Raw genomic sequence first — 17826 nt, 5'->3', positions numbered from 1 at the left:
ACGCGCGTCGTTCCTCGACGCTGTAGACACCTTCGATGGGCAAGTCGATCACTCCTAGATCAGAGCGACTGACTCACACGCAGACTGGCAGACAGGGGGGACGACGAAGTTCCATCGTCTCGTGGCAAGGTTCATCGGCCGGCCGATGAATCTTGTCGCCAAGCCGTGGACGAGAGGCCCGTGGATCAGCGACGCAGGTGGGTGGAGGCCGCCCGTCGCACCACCTCGGTGACCCTGCCCAGGAGGAGGGAGTCCACACGCCAGCGCTGCCAGTGCAGGGGTACGTCGACGGGCCGGTCGGGTCGCAGCCGCACCAGTCGCCCGGCGGCTTCGAGGGGCAGCAGCTGGGTCTCGGGCACCATCCCCCACCCCAGGCTGAGGGTGACCGCCTCCAGGAAGTCCGTGGACGTGGGCACGCGGTGGGTGGGCGGCTCGCGTCCGGTGACCACGCCGACCTCGGCCAGCAGGTCGTGCTGGAGGGTGTCCTTGGCGTTGAAGGCGACCACCGGCATCCGGCCCCAGTCAGGCGCGCCGCGGGAGAGGTGCCGCTCGAGCAGCGCGGGCGCGGCAGCCGCCAGGTAGCGCATCGTCCCCAACGGCTCGACCGAGCAGCCCTGCACCGGCTCGGGGTCGCTGGTGACCGCGGCGAGCGTCTCCCCGCGACGCAGCAGCTCGTGGGAGTGCGCCTGGTCCTCGACCTCGAGCCGGAGCACCGTGTCGTCCCAGGTCGCGGCCTCGGCGAGGACGTCGCGGAACCAGGTGGCCAACGAGTCGGCGTTGACCGCCAGTCCCAGCTCGGTCCGCCGGCCCTCGTCGGGCTCCAGCGCGGTGCGCGCCTCGGCCTGCAGCAGTGCCTGGGCCCGGCCCAGCCGGACCAGGGTCGCGCCGGCCGGCGTCGCGGTGCAGGGGCTGGCGCGGCGGACCAGCACCTGTCCGACGGCCGACTCCAGCGCCCGGATGCGCTGGCTGACCGCGCTGGCGGTGACGTGCAGCTCCCGGGCGGCCGCCTCGAAGGTGCCGTGATCGACCACGGCCACCAGGGCGGCGAGCTGCGGGGCGGGAAGGTCCATGAAGCGATGCTAAGGGACCTGCAGATTCTTTCGCTTCCCTTGTGGCGCTGCGCTGCCTAGCGTCGTCGCGTGCTCACCACCGCCCTGACCGGCTTCGCCGCCGGCCTCACGCTCATCGTCGCCATCGGCAGCCAGAACGCGTTCGTCCTGCGCTGCGGGCTCGCCCGCCACCACGTCGGGCCGGTGGTGCTGGTGTGCGCGCTCTCGGACGCGGTGCTGATCAGCGCCGGCGTCGCCGGGATCGGCACCATCGTGACCCGCGCTCCGGTCGTCCTGGACGTGGTGCGCTGGGCCGGAGTGGTGTTCCTGGCGGCGTACGCGCTGCTGTCGTTCCGCCGCGCCTGGCAGGGCGGGGAGAAGCTCTCGGCGGGCGGCGGGCCGGTCGGGTCGGCGGCCGCCGCGGTGAGCACGGCCGTGGCGCTCACCTGGCTCAACCCGCACGTCTACCTCGACACGGTCCTGCTGCTCGGCTCGCTGGCCAACGGCTCGGGACGGCCGTGGTGGTTCGCCGTCGGCGCGGTGCTCGGGTCGATCGTGTGGTTCACCGGGCTCGGGTACGGCGCCCGCCTGGCCTCCCCGCTCTTCGCCCGTCCCCGCGCGTGGCAGGTGCTCGACGCGCTGATCGGCGTGACGATGCTGCTGATCGCGGTGAAGCTGGCGCGGGGGTGAGGCCGGCACCTGTCGCGAAAAGATCCAGCGGCGCCCCGCTGAACCTCACGGCAAGGGGGCGCAGCCTCAGCGTCGGTCCGTGAGGGACGGCGGCGGCCCCGCTGAACCTCACGGCAAGGGGGCGCAGCCTCAGCGTCGGTCCGTGAGGGACGGCGGCGCCCCGCTGAACCTCACACACCCCCCAGCGGCAGCCGCAGCTCCCCGGGCGCGCCCTCCTCGATCCGCACCGGGATGCCCCAGTCCTGCTGGTGCATCCGGCACGCAGCGCCCTCACCGCCGTCGGCGTCGCAGGACGCGGCCCGGGCGGCGACGTGGAGCACCCCGTCGCCCACGTGCGGGTCGAGCTCGAGCACCCGGGTCAGCGCGGTGTCGCGGCCGCCGCCGGAGCGGATCAGGCCGGGCGGGGTGGACTCGACGACCAGCTGCGAGGGCGGGCCGAACCGGTCGTCGACCTTCTGCCCCGGCGGCGGGGTGAAGGTGACCACCAGCGACACCGACGCCGCCACCGGCGTGACCGGCCGCTGCGTGGAGTGCGCGAACCCGTCCACGGCCACGACGCCCGCCAGCGGCACCCGGGTCAGCCGGTGCGCCGTGGACTCCACGACGACGAGCAACGGCTCGTCGTCCTCCCCCACCTCGAGGTACGCCGACGACGGCTCGGACAGACCCTGCGCGATCGTGGACACGTGGCCGGTCGCCGGGTCGTAGCGGCGCACGGCGCCGTTGTAGGTGTCGCAGACCGCCACCGAGCCGTCCGGCAGCGCGGTGACCCCGAGCGGGTGCTGCATCAGCGCCTCGTCGGCCGGACCGTCGCGGAACCCGAAGTCGAAGAGCCCCGTGCCGACGACGGTCGTGACCGCGCCGTCCTGCACGTAGCGCAGCGCCGAGGTCTCGGAGTCGGCCAGCCACAGTCGGTCCCCCGCGGGCGCGAGCCGGGAGGTCTGGGCGAACCACGCCTGCTCGAGCGGGCCGTCGAGGAGCCCCTCGTTGGTGGTGCCGCCGGCCACCTCGACCGCCCCGGTCAGCGGGTCGAGGGTCCACAGCTGGTGGGTGCCGGCCATCGCGATCCAGACCCGGTCGCCCCACCAGGCCACGTCCCAGGGCGAGGACAGGCGGGAGGTGTCGTCACCGGGCATCCACTGGGTCCCGTCGCCGGCCAGCGTGCGGACCGAGCCGTCCTCGAGGCGGAGCCCCGAGACCCGGTGGCCCGCGGTGTCGGCCACCACGACGTCGTACCCCACCGCGACGGCGACGTCGGCCGGCAGCAGGCACAGCCCGTTGGGCTCCTTGAACCCGCCGATGCGGCGCACCACGTCACCGTCGGCCGAGAGCTCGACGACCTCGTCGTGCCCGGCGTCGGCGACCAGCACCCCACCGGACCCGGCCACCGACCCGGGCAGCGGCACCGCCGAGGCCGGGAAGCGCAGGTCGGTCGGCTCGACGACGGGCGGCACGTACGGCGAATCGCCCGGCTGCAGGGTGCCGCGCTCGCGGTGGACCGGCACCAGCTCGGCGAGCAGGGCGGCGATCGCGTGGGCGTGCCCCTCGCCGGCGTACTGCGCGACGACGTAGCCCTCGGGGTCGACCAGGACCAGCGTCGGCCAGGCGCGCGCGGTGTAGGCCTGCCAGGTCACCAGGTCGGGGTCGTCGAGCACGGGGTGGTGCACGCCGTAGCGCTCCACGGCCGCGGCGAGGGCCACCGGGTCGGCCTCGTGGACGAACTTCGGGGAGTGCACCCCGACGACGACCAGCTCCTCGGCGTGCTCCGCCTCCACCGGCCGCAGCTCGTCGAGCACGTGCAGGCAGTTGACGCAGCAGAAGGTCCAGAAGTCCAGCAGCACGAAGCGTCCGCGCAGGCCCGCCATGCTCAGCGGGCCGTCGGTGTTGAGCCAGCCGCGACCGACGAGCTCGGGGGCGCGGACGGGCTGACGCCGGGGTGCACCGGGGCCAGAGGAGAAGCCGGTGGGAAGGCCGGACGAAGGGGTGGTGCTCACCCGCGGATTCTCCCCGCTCACCCCAGTGGACAGACAATCAGCGAAGCGTGCTTGGGGTGACCGTCGGCGGGTTACCGTGCGCCTGACGGACGGAGGGCCGCAGACATGCTGAGGGTGGACCTCGGATCCGGTGACGTCGGCGTCGACGAGTCCTTCGACCGCTACGCCCGCATCGTGCGACGCGCCCTCGACGTCCCCGTCGCGCTGGTGAGCCTGGTCGAGCGCGACCGGCAGGTCTTCGTGGGCGCGGTGGGCCTCGAGCCCGAGCTCCAGGAGGCACGCCAGACGCCGCTGACCCACTCCTTCTGCCAGTGGGTCGTCCACGACCAGGCCCCGGTCGTCACCGCCGACGCCCGCCTCGACGAGCGGCTGCGCGACAACCTCGCGATCCCCGACCTCGGCGTCGTCGCGTACGCCGGTCACCCGCTGCGCGACCACACCGGCCGCATCATCGGCTCGTTGTGCGCGATCGACTCCGAGCCCCGCGAGTGGGACGAGGCCTCGCTGCAGGTGCTCGGCGACCTCGCGGCAGCCTGCTCGACCGAGATCTCCCAGCGCACCATGCGCACCCTGGCCGACCGCTCCGCCGTGGAGGCCGAGGCGCTCAGCCGTCGCTCGGCCCTGCTGCTGGCGCTCTCCCAGAGCCTCTCCAACGCGCGCAGCCTGGTGGAGGTCGCGGTGGCCGTCGAGTCCGTCGCCGTCGAGCACCTCGGCTGCCTGCGCGCCGGCCTGTGGCTCACCGACGACGGCTCCCCCAGCCGGGCCGCCGACCTGCCGATCCGCGCCTTCGAGGCGGGCCGGCTCAACTACATCCCCCAGGTCACCGACACCTGGCACTCCGCCCAGCTCAACCGCGTGCTGACGGCCGACGAGTCCAACCCGCTCGGCGAGGCCCTGCTGAGCCAGCGCCCGGTGTGGTTCCGCGACCGGGAGGAGCAGAACGAGATCTACGGCCACCTCGACCTGCGCGCCCAGATCGGCGAGGCCCGGGCGTTCCTCCCGTTGGTCTACGCGGGCCAGACCCTCGGCGCGATGGCCATCATCTGGGACCACGCCAAGGAGCTGACCGGCGACGAGCTGGCGACCATGACGGCCCTGGCGTCGTACACCTCCCAGGCCCTGAGCCGCGCCCTGCTCCTCCAGGAGCAGTCCGACGCCCTGGTCATCCTGCAGAGCGCGCTGCTGCCGCGACTGCCCGACACCGGCGACCTCGAGATGGCCGCCCGCTACCGGCCGGCGACGGCCCGCGGGCAGGTCGGCGGCGACTGGTACGACGCCGTCGTGATGCCCTCGGGCGCCACCAGCCTGATGATCGGCGACGTCGTGGGCCACGACATCGGCGCCGCCGCGACGATGGGCCAGATGCGCACCACCCTGCGCGCCCTGGCGTGGGCGGTCGACGACCCGCCGTCTCGCCAGGTGCTGCGGCTGGAGGAGGCCATGCTCGACCTGGGGGTCGAGGGGATGGCCACGCTCGTCTACGGACGGATCGAGGAGCCCGACGCGACGGGCACCCGGGTGCTGCGGTGGACCAACGCCGGTCACCCGCCGCCGCTGCTGGTCTGCCCCTCCGGTGAGGTGCGCTACCTCGAGGACCACGCCGGCGACCTGATGCTCGGGGTGCTGCCGGACGCGCACCGCACCGACAACCGCGCCGACATCCCCCGTGGCTCGTTGCTCATGCTCTACACCGACGGTCTCGTCGAGCGCCGTGGGGAGGACCTCGACCAGGGCCTGATGCGGCTGCGCGACAGCGCCGTCACCCACGCCGGGCTGCCGCCCGAGGGTTTCCTGGACGAGGTGCTGCACGACCTCCACGACGGCGACCTGGCCGACGACGTGGCGGTCCTGGCGGTCCGCTTCGGCTCAGACCGTGCGTGAGCGACCTCTCGACCGTGCGTGAGCGACCTCTCGGCCGTGCGTGAGCGACCTCTCGGCCGGCCTCGCTAGAGTCCCGGCCATGAGCGACCAGGAGCTGCTGGCGGGGTACGCCGACGTGTGGTGGCAGGCCATCGACGACTTCACCGGGCTGCTGGAGACCCTCGAGCCCGAGGACTGGGACCGGCCCACCGACCTCCCGGGGTGGGACGTCCGGGCCGTGGCCGCGCACATCGCCCACCTGGAGAAGGTGCTGGCCACCGGTCAGGAGGAGACCGCCGACCTCGGCGACCCCGTGCCCGACCACATCACCTCCCTGATGGGCCACTACACCGAGATCGGCGTCGTCAACCGCCGCGACGCCGCCCCCGACGCGCTCATCAACGAGATCCGCGAGGCGGCGACGGCGCGCCGCACCGCCCTGCTCGCCGACCCGCCCACCGACGCCGACGCCCAGCCCGAGCGGATCTTCGGCGGCGTCCCCTGGAGCTGGCGGGTGCTGCTGCGCAACCGGCCGCTGGACGTGTGGATGCACGAGCAGGACGTCCGCCGCGCGGTCGGCCGCCCCGGCGGCATGGACACCGTGCCCGCCAAGCACACCGCCGAGTACCTCGCCGAGTCCCTCGGCTTCGTGCTGGCCAAGAAGGTCGGTGCCGAGCCCGGCACCACGCTGGTGCTGGAGATGGCCGGCAGCGAGCCGTTCGCCTTCGAGGTCGGCGAGGACCGCCGCGGCAAGGCCCTGCCCGAGGTCCCGGCCGAGCCCGACGTACGCCTGGCGATGGACCGCGAGAGCTTCGTCTGCCTCGCCGGCGGCCGTCGCCCCGCACCCGGCGCCGTGCGGATCGAGGGCGACGAGGCCCTCGGTCAGCGGGTCGTCGACTCGATGGCGACCACCCCCTAGTCACCCGCACCCGGCCCGCCCCCACCCCTCCCAGGAGCACGCCGTGGACACCTGGCAGCCCGCCGACATCCCCGACCAGTCCGGCCGCACGGTCGTCGTGACCGGCCCCACCCTGGGTGGCCTCGGCCACCACACGGCGCTGGAGCTCGCCCGGCGCGGGGCCCGGGTGGTGCTGGCCGGGCGCACCCCGCGCAAGCTCGACGAGACCGCGGTCGCCATCGCGGGCGAGGTGCCGGGAGCCGACGTCTCGCCGCTGGTCGTGGACCTCTCCGACCTGGCCTCGGTCCGCTCGGCGGGCGAGGGAGCCGAGGCGATCGGCCCGGTCCACGTGCTGGTCAACAACGCCGGCGTCATGGGCGTGGCCGAGCAGCGCACCTTCGACGGCCTCGAGCTCACCATGGCCACCAACCACTTCGGCCCGTTCCTTCTCACCGGGCTGCTGATGCCCCAGCTCGTCGAGAGCGGCGCGGGCCGGGTCGTCACCGTCTCCTCGCACTTCCACCGGGTGGCCCGCCGGGCCCCGCTGGAGGACCCGCGCGCCGAGGGCGGTCGGCACCGGCCGTGGGCGGCGTACGCGCGTTCCAAGCTCGCCAACCTGCTCTTCACCCTCGAGCTCGACCGCCGCTGCCGCCGCGCCGAGGTACCGGTGAAGGCCCTGGCCGCACACCCCGGCTTCGCGGGGACGCACCTGGCCGCGAACGGTCAGTACGGCCGCTCCTCCGGCGGCGTCGCTTCGATCCTCGACGCCACGATCCGCGCGGTCTCGCAGTCCGCGGCGGCCGGGGCCCAGCCGTCCCTGATGGCGGCCACCGCCGAGCTGCCCGGCGGCACCTACTGCGGGCCCGGCGGTCTCGGCGAGTTCGCCGGCCGCCCCCAGGTCACCCTGATGACCAGCCTGGCCCGCGACGAGGACGCCGCCGCCCGGCTCTGGGAGCTCTCCGAGCAGACGACCGGCATCCGCTACCCCTAGCGAGGACGCGTCAGCGGACTCGCTGTTGGTGGTCGAGCGAGCCGCGACCGAGGGACGAGGTCGCGACCGGCGTGACGAGACCCGGTGAGGTGTCCGGGGCCTTGACCCACGCGTCCCGCCACGCAGCTCAGTCGCGCAGGCCGCGGGTGCCGTCGACGACGCGGACCAGCCCGGCGCGGGTGCCGACGAAGGCGGTGCCGGCGGGGCCGATGGTGACCGGCGAGCCGGCGTTCCCGGCCCACGGACCCGTGCCGCCGCGGGCGGCGAAGGCGGTGCGGCCGGTGCGGGCGTCGAGGGCGGTGAGGTACCACGCGTCCACACCGAGCCAGCTGCGGCGCTTGGTCCAGGCGTAGAGCAGCCCGGTCGCGCGCGACACCGTCGTGCCAGAGGTGGGGGCGACCTCCTCGGAGGTCCACGCCGTGGCGCACGCGCCGTCGACGACGTCGACCCGCGTGATGCCCCCGGGCGGACGCCGGCCGAGGACGCCCCGCCACGGGCCGGTCCAGCCGTGCCCGTTGGTCACGACCACCCCCGTGCCACCGACCGCGGTCAGCGCCGCCTCGGTCGCCGACGCGTCGTCGCCGAACACCTCCTGCCGGCACACCTGCGACCCGTCGACGGCGCGCAGCACCACGACGTGCATCCGCGGGTTGGCGTTGTCGGTCAGCGCCAGCAGCCCGCCCTCGAGCAGGGTCACGCCGCTGCCGCTGCCGGCATCGAGCTGGCCGGGCTTGCGCCCGCTCCCCGTCTCGTACGCCGCCCGCCAGGTCTCCAGGGGTGCACCCGCGCGGGTGACGACCCGGTGGACCGCCTCGACCGTGGTCACGTAGGCACCGTCCCGGTCGACCGCGAGCGGCTGGCTCACCGGTTCCTCGAGCGCGAGCACGGCCGGCTCGCCCTCCTCGGCGACGACCCCGACGTCGCCGGCCCCGGTGACGAACCACGTCCTTCCGACCGGGTCCACGGCCACCGACACCACGCAGGCGCCCGCGGGCAGGACCCGGGCCAGGTCGACCGCCCGCTGGGTGACCACGGCTGGCTCGTCGGCGCCGTCGGTGGTGGTGACGTGCAGCAGCCGACGGTCACCGGTGGCGACCACGAACTCCTCGTCGGTCCCCGCCGCGGGAGGCACGTCGGCGCACGGCTCGGGCAGCGAGGCGGTGGCGACGGGCCGGAGGGTGCGCGGGTCCAGCACCTTCAGCCGGGCCCCGGAGCGGCTGGTGCACAGCGCGAGCAGCCGCTCGTGGGTGTCGGGCAGGAGGTGGCCGCAGTGCTCGGCGCCGTACCAGCCGGAGTCGACCTCGACCGACAGCCCCAGCGGGCCCGGCCGGTCGGGCACGTCGGCCGTCGCAGGCAGGGGCTGCGGGCTGAACGGCCGGCCGGTGTAGCCCGGGGTCACCCAGGCGCCACCGCCCGGCGGCACCGGCAGCCGGCCGTCCGGGACCAGCCACACCGCCCCGAGGACCGGCGCGAGCACGCCCACCCCCACCAGCGCCGTACGCCGGCCCGGTCGGCCGACCCGCAGCAGGCCACGGGTCCGGGGGTGCGCCAGCGTGAGGACCGCCGCGAGCAGCACGAGCGGCCCGATGGCGAGCCACAGCGCCGCGACCACCGCCCAGGCGGCCGCTCGGGTCCAGCGCACGGGCGTCAGCGCCCCCGCGGACCGAACTCGGGCACCACGCGGGCGAAGGCGGCCTTGCGGGCGACCGCAGTGTTGCGGGCGGCCAGCAGCCAGGCCTGCTCGACCCGCTCGCGGAAGAAGGTGTAGCGCGGCCCGGCGGTCCAGGTGTCGTCGAAGAGCCGCTTGGCGGCGGCGAGCTGGTCGGGCGAGCGGCCCTTGAGGTGCTCGGCCATCTCGAGCGCGGCGGCGACGGGGTCGGAGTCGAGGCTGGTGACCAGGCCCAGGTCGCGGGCCTCCTTGCCGGAGACGACCTCGGCGGTCATCGTGAGCTTCTTGGCGACATCGATGCCGACGAGCTCCTTGAGCGAGCGGACGCCCGACATGTCGGGGATGATCCCCCACTTGCCCTCGAGCACCGACCACTGCGAGTCGGGGGTGGCGACCCGGAAGTCGGCGGCCAGCGCGACCTGGAGGCCGCCGCCGAGGCAGTGGCCGTGGACCGCGGCGATCACCGGGACGGGCAGCCGGCGCCAGGCCCAGCAGGCCTCCTGGAAAGTGTTGGTGCCGCGCCAGGGCCGCGGGACGAACGAGGTCACCACGCGGGCCGGCTGCTTCAGGACGTGGGCGAAGTCGAGACCGGCGCAGAACGCGTCGCCCTCACCGGAGAGGACGACGGCCCGCAGGGTCCGGTCGCGGCGCAGCGTGCGCGCGGTGGCGGCCAGGTCGTCGAGGATCTGCAGCGTCAGCGCGTTGAGCTTCTCGGGGCGGGCCAGCCGCACGTGGGCGACGCCGTCGATCACGGTGCAGGTCACGTGGGAGTTGTCTCGGCTCTCGAGCGGTGAGGACATGCGGTGCATTCTCCCACCCCCACAGGCCTCGCGCAGACGGCATGATCGACCCATGAGCCACCCACGTGCCGGACAGCCCGCGGAGCCCGGGGACCTCGTCGACGTCGCCCACCTGGTGACGGCCTACTTCGCCGACGAGCCCGACCCGGCCGAGGTCGACCAGCAGGTCGCCTTCGGCACCAGCGGCCACCGCGGGTCGGCCCTGAGCCGGTCGTTCAACGAGGCCCACATCCTGGCCACGACCCAGGCGATCTGCGAGTACCGCGCCACCCAGGGCATCGACGGCCCGCTCTTCCTCGGCCGCGACACCCACGCGCTCTCCGAGCCGGCCTGGGTGTCCGCGCTCGAGGTGCTCGCCGCCAACGACGTCACCGTGCTCGTCGACTCCCGGGACGGCTACACGCCGACCCCCGCGGTCTCCCACGCGATCCTGCGGGCCAACGGCGGCCGGACGGCCGGCGCCGGCCTCGCCGACGGCATCGTCGTCACCCCCTCGCACAACCCGCCGTCCGACGGCGGCTTCAAGTACAACCCGCCGCACGGCGGGCCCGCGGACTCCGACGCGACCAAGGTCATCGCCGCGCGCGCCAACGAGCTGCTGCGCGCGGGCCTCGACGGGGTGCGGCGCGTCCCGTTCGCGCGGGCGCGGGCGGCTGCCTCGGCGTACGACTTCCTCGGGGCGTACGTCGACGACCTGCCCTCGGTGGTCGACGTGGCCGCGATCCGCGAGGCCGGGGTGCGCATCGGTGCGGACCCGATGGGCGGAGCGGCGGTGCACTACTGGGGCGAGATCGCCGACCGGCACGGGCTGGACCTCACCGTCGTCAACCCGCTCGTCGACCCGACCTGGCGCTTCATGACGCTGGACTGGGACGGGAAGATCCGGATGGACTGCTCCTCCCCCTCGGCGATGGCCTCGCTGATCGCGCCCATGATCGACGGGGGGTCGTCCTACGACGTCGCGACCGGCAACGACGCCGACGCCGACCGGCACGGCATCGTCACCCCCGACGCCGGCCTGATGAACCCCAACCACTTCCTGGCCGTCGCCATCCAGCACCTGTTCGGCGGCGCCCGCCCGGACTGGCCGGACAGCGCACGGATCGGCAAGACGCTGGTCTCGAGCGCGATGATCGACCGGGTCGCCGCGGGGCTGGACAAGCCGCTGGTCGAGGTGCCGGTGGGCTTCAAGTGGTTCGTGCCGGGGCTGATCGACGGCTCGTTCGGCTTCGGCGGCGAGGAGTCCGCGGGGGCGTCGTTCCTGCGGATGGACGGCACCGCGTGGACCACCGACAAGGACGGCCTGCTGCTGTGCCTGCTGGCCTCGGAGATCATCGCCCGGACCGGCCGCTCGCCCTCGGAGCACTACGCCGACCTGGTCGCCGCGCACGGGGAGCCGGCGTACGCCCGGGTCGACGCGCCCGCCACCCGCGAGCAGAAGGCCGCGTTGTCGGCGCTCTCCCCCTCGGCCGTCACCGCGACGACGCTGGCCGGAGAGGAGATCACCGGCCGGCTGACCGAGGCGCCCGGCAACGGCGCAGCGATCGGCGGGCTGAAGGTGACCACGGAGTCGGCGTGGTTCGCCGCCCGGCCGTCGGGCACCGAGGACGTCTACAAGATCTACGCCGAGTCCTTCCGCGGCCCCGACCACCTCGCGCAGGTGCAGGAGGAGGCACGCGCGGTGGTCTCGGCGGCGCTGGGCTGAGGGGACCGGAGGGCGTGACGTGAATGGGGTTCACGACAGACCCTCCGGTCGCCGGGCGCGAGGGTCGTGAGCCACCCGCGCGGATGTGCTGACCCCACGGACTGCCGCGTAACATGATCGACACAATCGAAGAAGCACAGGGTCACACGCGCACTTGGTGGTGGGTACGGCGCGGACTCGACCGCACCCAAGGACCCTTGTGAGCCCCCTCGCCTCCTACAAGCGACTCTTCGACCTCGCCGGCCCCGGCTACGTCCTCGTCGCCTTCCTCGGCCGGCTGCCACTGGCCATGAGCCAGCTCGGCACCCTGCTGCTCGTCTCCACCGCCACCGGCAGCTACGGCCTCGGCGGCCTCGCCGCCGGCGCCCTCGCCGTCGCCAACGCGCTCGGCGCACCCGTCGCGGGCGGCCTCGCCGACCGCGTGGGGCAGCGCCCCGTCGTGCTCGTCCAGTCGCTGCTCGGCGCGGCCGGCCTGGTCGCGCTGGTCGCGCAGGTCGGCGGCTCGACCACCACGACCGTCGTCATCGCCGCGCTCGCCGGCCTCGCGATGCCGCAGGTCGGTCCGCTGGCGCGGGTGCGGTGGCGGCCGCTGACGCACGGCCGCGCCGACCAGCCTCGCCTGGTCGACGCCGCGTTCGCCTACGAGGGCGCGGCCGACGAGGCCTCCTTCGCCCTGGGCCCGGCCCTCGTCGGCCTGCTGGCCGTGGCCATCGACCCCAGCGGCGCGCTGCTCGCGGGGGCGGCCCTGCTCGCGGTCTTCGGCACCGCCTTCGCGCTCGACCAGTCGGCGGTCCGCACCCACGCCTACGCCCTCACGCACGCGCACCTCGGTGGTGCCGGGCGGCTGCTGAGCGCCGCGCTGGTCGTCCTCGCTCTGGCCCAGCTGTGCATCGGGGTGCTGTTCGGCGCCACCCAGACCGGGGCGACGGTGCTGGCCACCGCGGCCGGCAACCCGGGCGCGGCCGGGTTCGTCCACGCCACGCTGGGCGTCGGGAGCGCCGTGGCCGGGCTGGCGACGGCGTACCTCCCCGCCCGGATCGGGTACGAGCGGCGCGCACTCGGTGCCGCCGTCGCGCTCGTCGTTCTCTCGACCCCGCTGCTGCTCGTGGGCTCGCTGCTCACAGTCACGCTGGCGGTGCTCGCGCTGGGCTGCGCGGTCGCGCCGTACATGATCGCGGTCTTCACCCTCGGCGAGCGGGTCGTGCCGCCGGCGCGGGTGGGGGCGGCCATGACCGTCCTTGCGAGCGCGACCGGCGTCGGCTACGCGCTGGGTGCCTCCGTCGCCGGCCGCGTCGCCGATGCCACCGGCAGCCACACGGGTGCGTTCGCGGTCACCGTCACCACGACCGTCGTCGCGACAGTGCTGCTCGCGCTCTCGCAGCACCGCCTGGTGAGCGAGAAGCGCGGGGAGCGGGAGCTGGTCCCGGCCTGATCGGGATCCACGGGGGACCAGCGTCGGCTCGTGGACTCAGGCCGCGGCCGACACCTCGGCACGCTCGGCCGCCTGGCGACGGGCCAGCTGCGTGAGCCGGGCCTGGGCCGCACGACGGACCTTGGGGCCCTTGGTCGACATCGCCCACAGCGTCTTGAGCTGGCTGGGCAGGTTCTTCGGGGTGGTGGTGGCCAGCCAGTCGTTGGGCAGCGAGAGCCGCACGACCTTGTGCCACGCGGAGTAGACCTGCTGCGGCAGCGGCGCCTGGTGATAGTTCAGGTCGTACTTCTCGAAGAGCGCCTGCACCTTGGGGGCGACCTCGGCGTACCGGTTGGACGGCAGGTCGGGGAAGAGGTGGTGCTCGATCTGGTGGGAGAGGTTGCCGGTCATCAGGTGCGTGACCTTGCCGCCGGAGATGTTGGCCGAGCCGAGCATCTGGCGGACGTACCACTGGCCGCGGGTCTCGTCGTCGGGGATCGACTTCTTCTCGAAGGTCTCCACGCCCTCGGGGAAGTGGCCGCACATGATCACCGAGTGCGACCAGACGTTGCGCACGACGTTGGCCACGAAGTTCGCCGTCAGCGCGCCCACCGCGCCGCCGAGGGGCAGCGCGACGAGCGGGTGCACGACGTAGTCCTTGGTGGCCTGCTTGCGGATCTTCTTCAGCGTCTTCGACAGGTTCGCCTTGAACTCCTCGCTGCGCTTCTCCTTCGGCACCCGGAGGTTCTTGCCGAGCTCGAGGTCGTAGGCGGCGATGCCGTACTCGAAGAAGCAGGCGTTGATGAAGTTCCACATCGGCTGGGCGAGGTAGAAGGGCACCCAGCGCTGGTCCTCGTCGACGCGCATGATGCCGTAGCCGAGGTCGTTGTCCTTGCCGACGATGTTCGTGTACGTGTGGTGGACCTGGTTGTGGCTGTGCTTCCAGCCCTCCGCGGTCGAGGCGTTGTCCCACTCCCAGGTGGTGGAGTGGATCTTCGGGTCACGCATCCAGTCCCACTGGCCGTGCATGACGTTGTGCCCGATCTCCATGTTCTCGAGGATCTTCGCGACCGACAGGCCGACGGTGCCGAGCACCCACAGCGGCGGCAGCGCGGAGCCGAGCAGCACGGCGCGCGAGCCGAGCTCGAGCTTGCGCTGCACGTCGACGATGCGACGGATGTACGCCGCGTCCTTCTCGCCGCGGGAGTCGATGACGTCCTGGCGGATGGCGTCGAGCTCGATGCCGATCTGCTCGATGTCGGCCTCGGTGAGGTGGGCGGTGGGGTTCTCGGGCTTGCGGGTGATGGTGGTCATCAGGTCACCTTTCGGGTCACCGGGTCTCGAGGCTCGGGCGTGGCCGCCCTCGCTCCTCGACCAGCGGCGGGTCGGGTCAGGAGTGGTCGACGGAGCAGGCGCCGGCGGGGGCGCTCACGCAGGTCTGGATCGGGACGCCGGCCGGGTCGGTCTCGCCCGGGACGGCGACGGTGAGGGCGCCGTTGCGCAGGTCGCGGACGGCTCCCTCCTTCATCGGCAGCACGCAGCCCATGCAGATGCCCATCCGGCAGCCGCTGGGCATGAGGACGCCGGCGTCCTCGGCGGCGTCGAGGATCGGGGTGGCGCCGTCGGCCTCGACGGTCGTGCCGGAGGCGAAGGTGACGGTGCCGCCCTCGCCGGGGGCGGCCAGCACGACCGGTCGGAACCGCTCGGTGTGCAGCACCAGACCGTGGGCCTCGTGGTGCGCCTCGAGGGCGTCGAGCAGCCCGGCCGGCCCGCAGGCGTACGTCGGGCGCTCGGCGAGGTCGGGGACCAGCTCGTCGAGCGAGTCGACGTCGAGCAGGCCGTGGGTGTCGGTGTGCAGCTCGACCAGCCGGAGCAGCCCGCGGTCGGCGTACGAGCGGATCTCGTCGGCGAAGATGACCTCGGCCTGCGAGAGCGCCGAGTGGATCAGCACGATGTCGGTGGCCGGCACCTCGGCGCGGGAGAACAGGTTGCGCAGCATCCCGATGACCGGGGTGATGCCGGAGCCGGCGGTGACCAGCAGCAGCTTGCCCGGGAGCGGGTCAGGGAGCACGAAGTCGCCGGCGGCCTGGGCCAGGCGCAGCATCGTGCCGGGGCGGGTGCAGCGCACGAGGTGGCCGGAGACCACGCCACCGTCGATCGCCTTGACGGTGATGGAGATGCAGCCGTCAGGGCGCGGGCCGTGGGTCAGGGAGTAGGTGCGCCAGAGGCGGACGCCGTCGACGTCGACACCGACGCGGACGTACTGGCCGGGCACGTGACCGGCCCAGTCGCGACCGGGCTTGACGACCAGCGTCGCGGAGGCAGCGGTCTCGGGGCGGACCTCGACCACGCGGCCGGAGAGCTCCGCGCCACGGCGCAGCGGGTGGAAGTGGTCGAGCAGGTCGTCGAGGTCCAGCGGCGTGACCGCGGCCTGGGCGAGCGAGCGGGCGCGCTGGCGCAGCAGCCGGCCGGCACCGCGCTGGCGCGGGGCGGGCAGGGGGAGCGTCGTCATGTCCTCCATGGTGCTGGCTCATGGCGATAAAGTCCTGTGCCGACGACGTGAACCGATGAGTGGTTCTTGTTCGGAAGGGACAAAATGCCGCGCTCACTGCCCCGCATGCCCGGCCGTCGCACCGCGGACCACGGGCTGGTGCTCCCTGCGCGCACCGCCGCACGGCTGCGCGAGGACCTGCCCTCGGTCGCCGAGCAGGTGGTCGCGGCGATCATCGAGGAGGTGCCGGCCTACGAGACCGCCATGGCCGGCTCGATGGGCGACACCATCCGCAACGCGGTGCAACTGGCCCTCGGCGGGTTCCTGTCCCTGGCCGGCGGTCGTCGCGGCGCCGACCCACGCACACCCACGGCGCCGGCCGTCGAGGGCGCCTACCAGCTCGGCCGTGGCGAGGCCCGCAGCGGGCGCAGTACCGACGCGCTGCTCTCGGCCTACCGGATCGGCGCCCGGGTCTCCTGGCGCGAGCTCTCCCGCGGGGCGGTCGAGAGCGGCATGGACGCCGAGACGCTGGCCCGCTTCGCCGAGCTGGTCTTCGCCTTCATCGACGAGCTCTCGGCCTCCTCGGCGGCCGGGCACACCGACGAGCTGGCCACGACAGGCCGCGTGCGGCAGCGGCTGCTCGAGCGGCTGGCCGGCCAGCTGCTCGACGGCGTCTCCGAGGAGGCGGCGCGTGACGCCGCGCAGGTCGCCGAGTGGGCACCGCCGACCACCCTCACCGCCGTCCTGGTCCCACAGGCGCAGCTGCGCCCGGTGCTCACCGCCGTCAGCGGAGCGACCCTGGCCCTGCCCGAGGCGCCGGGGGTCGAGGAGGCCGGGCTGCTGCTCGTGCCCGATGCGCACGGTCGGGGTCGCGGTGCGCTGCTGCGCGCCGTGGAGGGCCGCGAGGCGGTCGTGGGACCGGCGCGACCGTGGCTGGAGGTGCGGGCGTCGTACGACCGGGTGCTGCGTGCGCACGCCGCCGGGCTCGGCCCGGACACCGAGGCCCACCTGCCGGCGCTCGTGCTCGGCGCGGACGCCGAGGCGCGCGCCGACCTGCGTGCCCAGGTGCTGGCCCCGCTCGCCGACCTGAGGCCGGCCCAGGCCGAGAAGCTCACCGAGACGCTGCGCGCCTGGCTGCTCCACCACGGCCGGCGCGAGGAGGTCGCCGCCGCGCTCTTCGTGCACCCGCAGACCGTGCGCTACCGCATGGGCCAGCTGCGCGAGCTGTACGGCGACGGGCTGGAGGACCCCGAGACCGTGCTGGCCCTCACCGTGGCGCTGGCATAGTCGCCACATGCGCAGCCCCCTGCTCCCAGCCCCGATCCGGGCCCGCTCCCTCGCGCCGGCGCTGCTGCTCGCGCTGACCGCGCCCGTCCTGGCCGGCTGCGCCGACGACGGGCGCGCCGAGCCGGCCGCCGAGAGCACGTCCGAGGCACCGACGTCCCCCTCCGCGGAGCCGTCGGTCGGCGCCGGCGAGTACCCCCGCTACGTCGCCCTCGGCGACTCCTACACCGCGGCGCCGCTGGTGCCCGAGACCGACCCGAGCGACGGCTGCCTGCGCTCCAGCGGCAACTACCCCTCACTGGTGGCCGAGGCGTTCGAGGGCACGGCGCTGGTCGACGTCAGCTGCTCCGGCGCCGACACCACCTCCCTGATCGGCGTGCAGCGCACCTTCGACGGGGCCGCCCAGCCCGCCCAGCTCGACGCCGTCACCGAGGACACCTCGCTGGTCACGCTCTCGATCGGCGGCAACGACTTCGGGCTGTTCTCCGCCCTCGTCGGCGGCTGCGCCCAGCTCGCCCAGACCGACCCCGACGGCAGCCCCTGCACCGACGTCGGCGTGGGCGAGTCGACCGAGGTGCTGGCCAAGATCGAGCAGCGGGTCGCCTCAGCCGTCGAGGGCATCCGCGACCGAGCACCCGACGCGCGCATCCTGGTCGTGGGCTACCCCCAGATCGTCCCGCAGGGTGACGAGTCCTGCGACGCGCTGCCGCTGGCCGCGGGCGACCTGCCCTTCGCCCGCACCGTCAACGAGGGCCTCGCCGACGCCGTGGCCGGCGGCGCCCGCAAGGCGAAGGCGGAGTACGTCGACGTCTACGCCCTCACCGAGGGCCACGACATCTGCAGTGACGACCCGTGGATCGCCGGCCGCGACACCGTCCCGGGCCAGGCGCTGGCCTTCCACCCCTTCGCCGCCGAGCAACAGGCCGTGGCCGAGGAGATCGTGCGCATCCTGCGCGGCTGACCCGCGTCGCCGAAAGGTCACTC

14 protein-coding genes are annotated in these 17826 nt (G+C 74.1%); 8 read left to right on the top strand and 6 right to left on the bottom strand.

The features are described 5' to 3' along the window. Positions 1-185: 185 nt before the first annotated feature. Positions 186-1070 carry a LysR family transcriptional regulator ArgP gene (locus A6R01_RS16445; RefSeq protein WP_292608179.1) on the bottom strand — a complete coding sequence of 295 codons (885 nt, stop codon included), beginning with the start codon at positions 1068-1070 and terminating at the stop codon, positions 186-188. Between the two features lie 69 nt (positions 1071-1139). On the opposite strand from A6R01_RS16445, the gene A6R01_RS16440 reads away from it, so the two are divergent. Continuing rightward, the gene (locus tag A6R01_RS16440; RefSeq protein WP_292608176.1) at positions 1140-1739 is read left to right on the top strand and encodes a LysE/ArgO family amino acid transporter; all 600 of its coding nucleotides are present in this window, start codon (positions 1140-1142) and stop codon (positions 1737-1739) included. Between the two features lie 170 nt (positions 1740-1909). Here the strand turns inward: A6R01_RS16440 and A6R01_RS16435 are convergent, their stop codons facing one another. Next, positions 1910-3733 carry an NHL domain-containing thioredoxin family protein gene (locus tag A6R01_RS16435; RefSeq protein ID WP_292608173.1) on the bottom strand — a complete coding sequence of 608 codons (1824 nt, stop codon included), beginning with the start codon at positions 3731-3733 and terminating at the stop codon, positions 1910-1912. Positions 3734-3838: 105 nt separating this feature from the next. Here A6R01_RS16435 and A6R01_RS16430 point away from each other — a divergent pair, with 105 nt between their 5' ends. The 3 genes from A6R01_RS16430 (at position 3839) to A6R01_RS16420 (ending at position 7482) form a co-directional block, all read left to right on the top strand. Next, positions 3839-5614 (top strand): SpoIIE family protein phosphatase, encoded by a 1776-nt coding sequence (locus A6R01_RS16430; RefSeq protein ID WP_292608169.1) that lies wholly within the window; start codon positions 3839-3841, stop codon positions 5612-5614. Positions 5615-5693: 79 nt separating this feature from the next. Continuing rightward, positions 5694-6512 (top strand): maleylpyruvate isomerase family mycothiol-dependent enzyme, encoded by an 819-nt coding sequence (locus A6R01_RS16425; protein WP_292608166.1) that lies wholly within the window; start codon positions 5694-5696, stop codon positions 6510-6512. 43 nt (positions 6513-6555) lie between these two features. Continuing rightward, complete coding sequence (locus A6R01_RS16420; protein WP_292608163.1) at positions 6556-7482, top strand: SDR family NAD(P)-dependent oxidoreductase; 927 nt, start codon at positions 6556-6558, stop codon at positions 7480-7482. Between the two features lie 127 nt (positions 7483-7609). Here A6R01_RS16420 and A6R01_RS16415 read toward each other — a convergent pair whose 3' ends face one another. Together A6R01_RS16415 and A6R01_RS16410 are read right to left on the bottom strand one after the other, a co-directional pair. Continuing rightward, positions 7610-9124, bottom strand: coding sequence for a hypothetical protein (locus A6R01_RS16415; RefSeq protein ID WP_292608159.1), 1515 nt, complete (start codon positions 9122-9124; stop codon positions 7610-7612). Between the two features lie 5 nt (positions 9125-9129). Continuing rightward, on the bottom strand, positions 9130-9951 hold the full coding sequence (locus A6R01_RS16410) for a crotonase/enoyl-CoA hydratase family protein (protein WP_292608156.1): 822 nt from the start codon (positions 9949-9951) through the stop codon (positions 9130-9132). Between the two features lie 52 nt (positions 9952-10003). Here A6R01_RS16410 and pgm point away from each other — a divergent pair, with 52 nt between their 5' ends. Both pgm and A6R01_RS16400 read left to right on the top strand, forming a co-directional pair. Next, positions 10004-11656: a phosphoglucomutase (alpha-D-glucose-1,6-bisphosphate-dependent) gene (gene pgm / locus A6R01_RS16405; protein ID WP_292608153.1), complete on the top strand. Its 1653-nt coding sequence runs from the start codon at positions 10004-10006 to the stop codon at positions 11654-11656. 199 nt (positions 11657-11855) lie between these two features. Then, a complete protein-coding gene (locus A6R01_RS16400; protein WP_292608150.1) occupies positions 11856-13088 on the top strand; it encodes an MFS transporter in 1233 nt (410 codons plus the stop codon). Positions 13089-13124: 36 nt separating this feature from the next. On the opposite strand, the gene A6R01_RS16395 is transcribed toward A6R01_RS16400, so the two are convergent. Then, positions 13125-14381 (bottom strand): acyl-CoA desaturase, encoded by a 1257-nt coding sequence (locus tag A6R01_RS16395; RefSeq protein ID WP_292608148.1) that lies wholly within the window; start codon positions 14379-14381, stop codon positions 13125-13127. A 76-nt stretch (positions 14382-14457) separates the two neighbouring features. Continuing rightward, on the bottom strand, positions 14458-15579 hold the full coding sequence (locus A6R01_RS16390) for a ferredoxin reductase (RefSeq protein WP_292608145.1): 1122 nt from the start codon (positions 15577-15579) through the stop codon (positions 14458-14460). Between the two features lie 105 nt (positions 15580-15684). On the opposite strand from A6R01_RS16390, the gene A6R01_RS16385 reads away from it, so the two are divergent. Both A6R01_RS16385 and A6R01_RS16380 read left to right on the top strand, forming a co-directional pair. Further along, positions 15685-16845 (top strand): CdaR family transcriptional regulator, encoded by a 1161-nt coding sequence (locus tag A6R01_RS16385; protein ID WP_292608142.1) that lies wholly within the window; start codon positions 15685-15687, stop codon positions 16843-16845. Between the two features lie 7 nt (positions 16846-16852). Continuing rightward, positions 16853-17803: an SGNH/GDSL hydrolase family protein gene (locus A6R01_RS16380; protein ID WP_292608139.1), complete on the top strand. Its 951-nt coding sequence runs from the start codon at positions 16853-16855 to the stop codon at positions 17801-17803. Positions 17804-17826 lie beyond the last annotated feature (23 nt).

The sequence above is a fragment of the Nocardioides sp. REDSEA-S30_B4 genome, assembly GCF_001627265.1.
Lineage (GTDB): Bacteria > Actinomycetota > Actinomycetes > Propionibacteriales > Nocardioidaceae > Nocardioides.
This window is presented reverse-complemented; position numbering and strand designations above follow the sequence as displayed.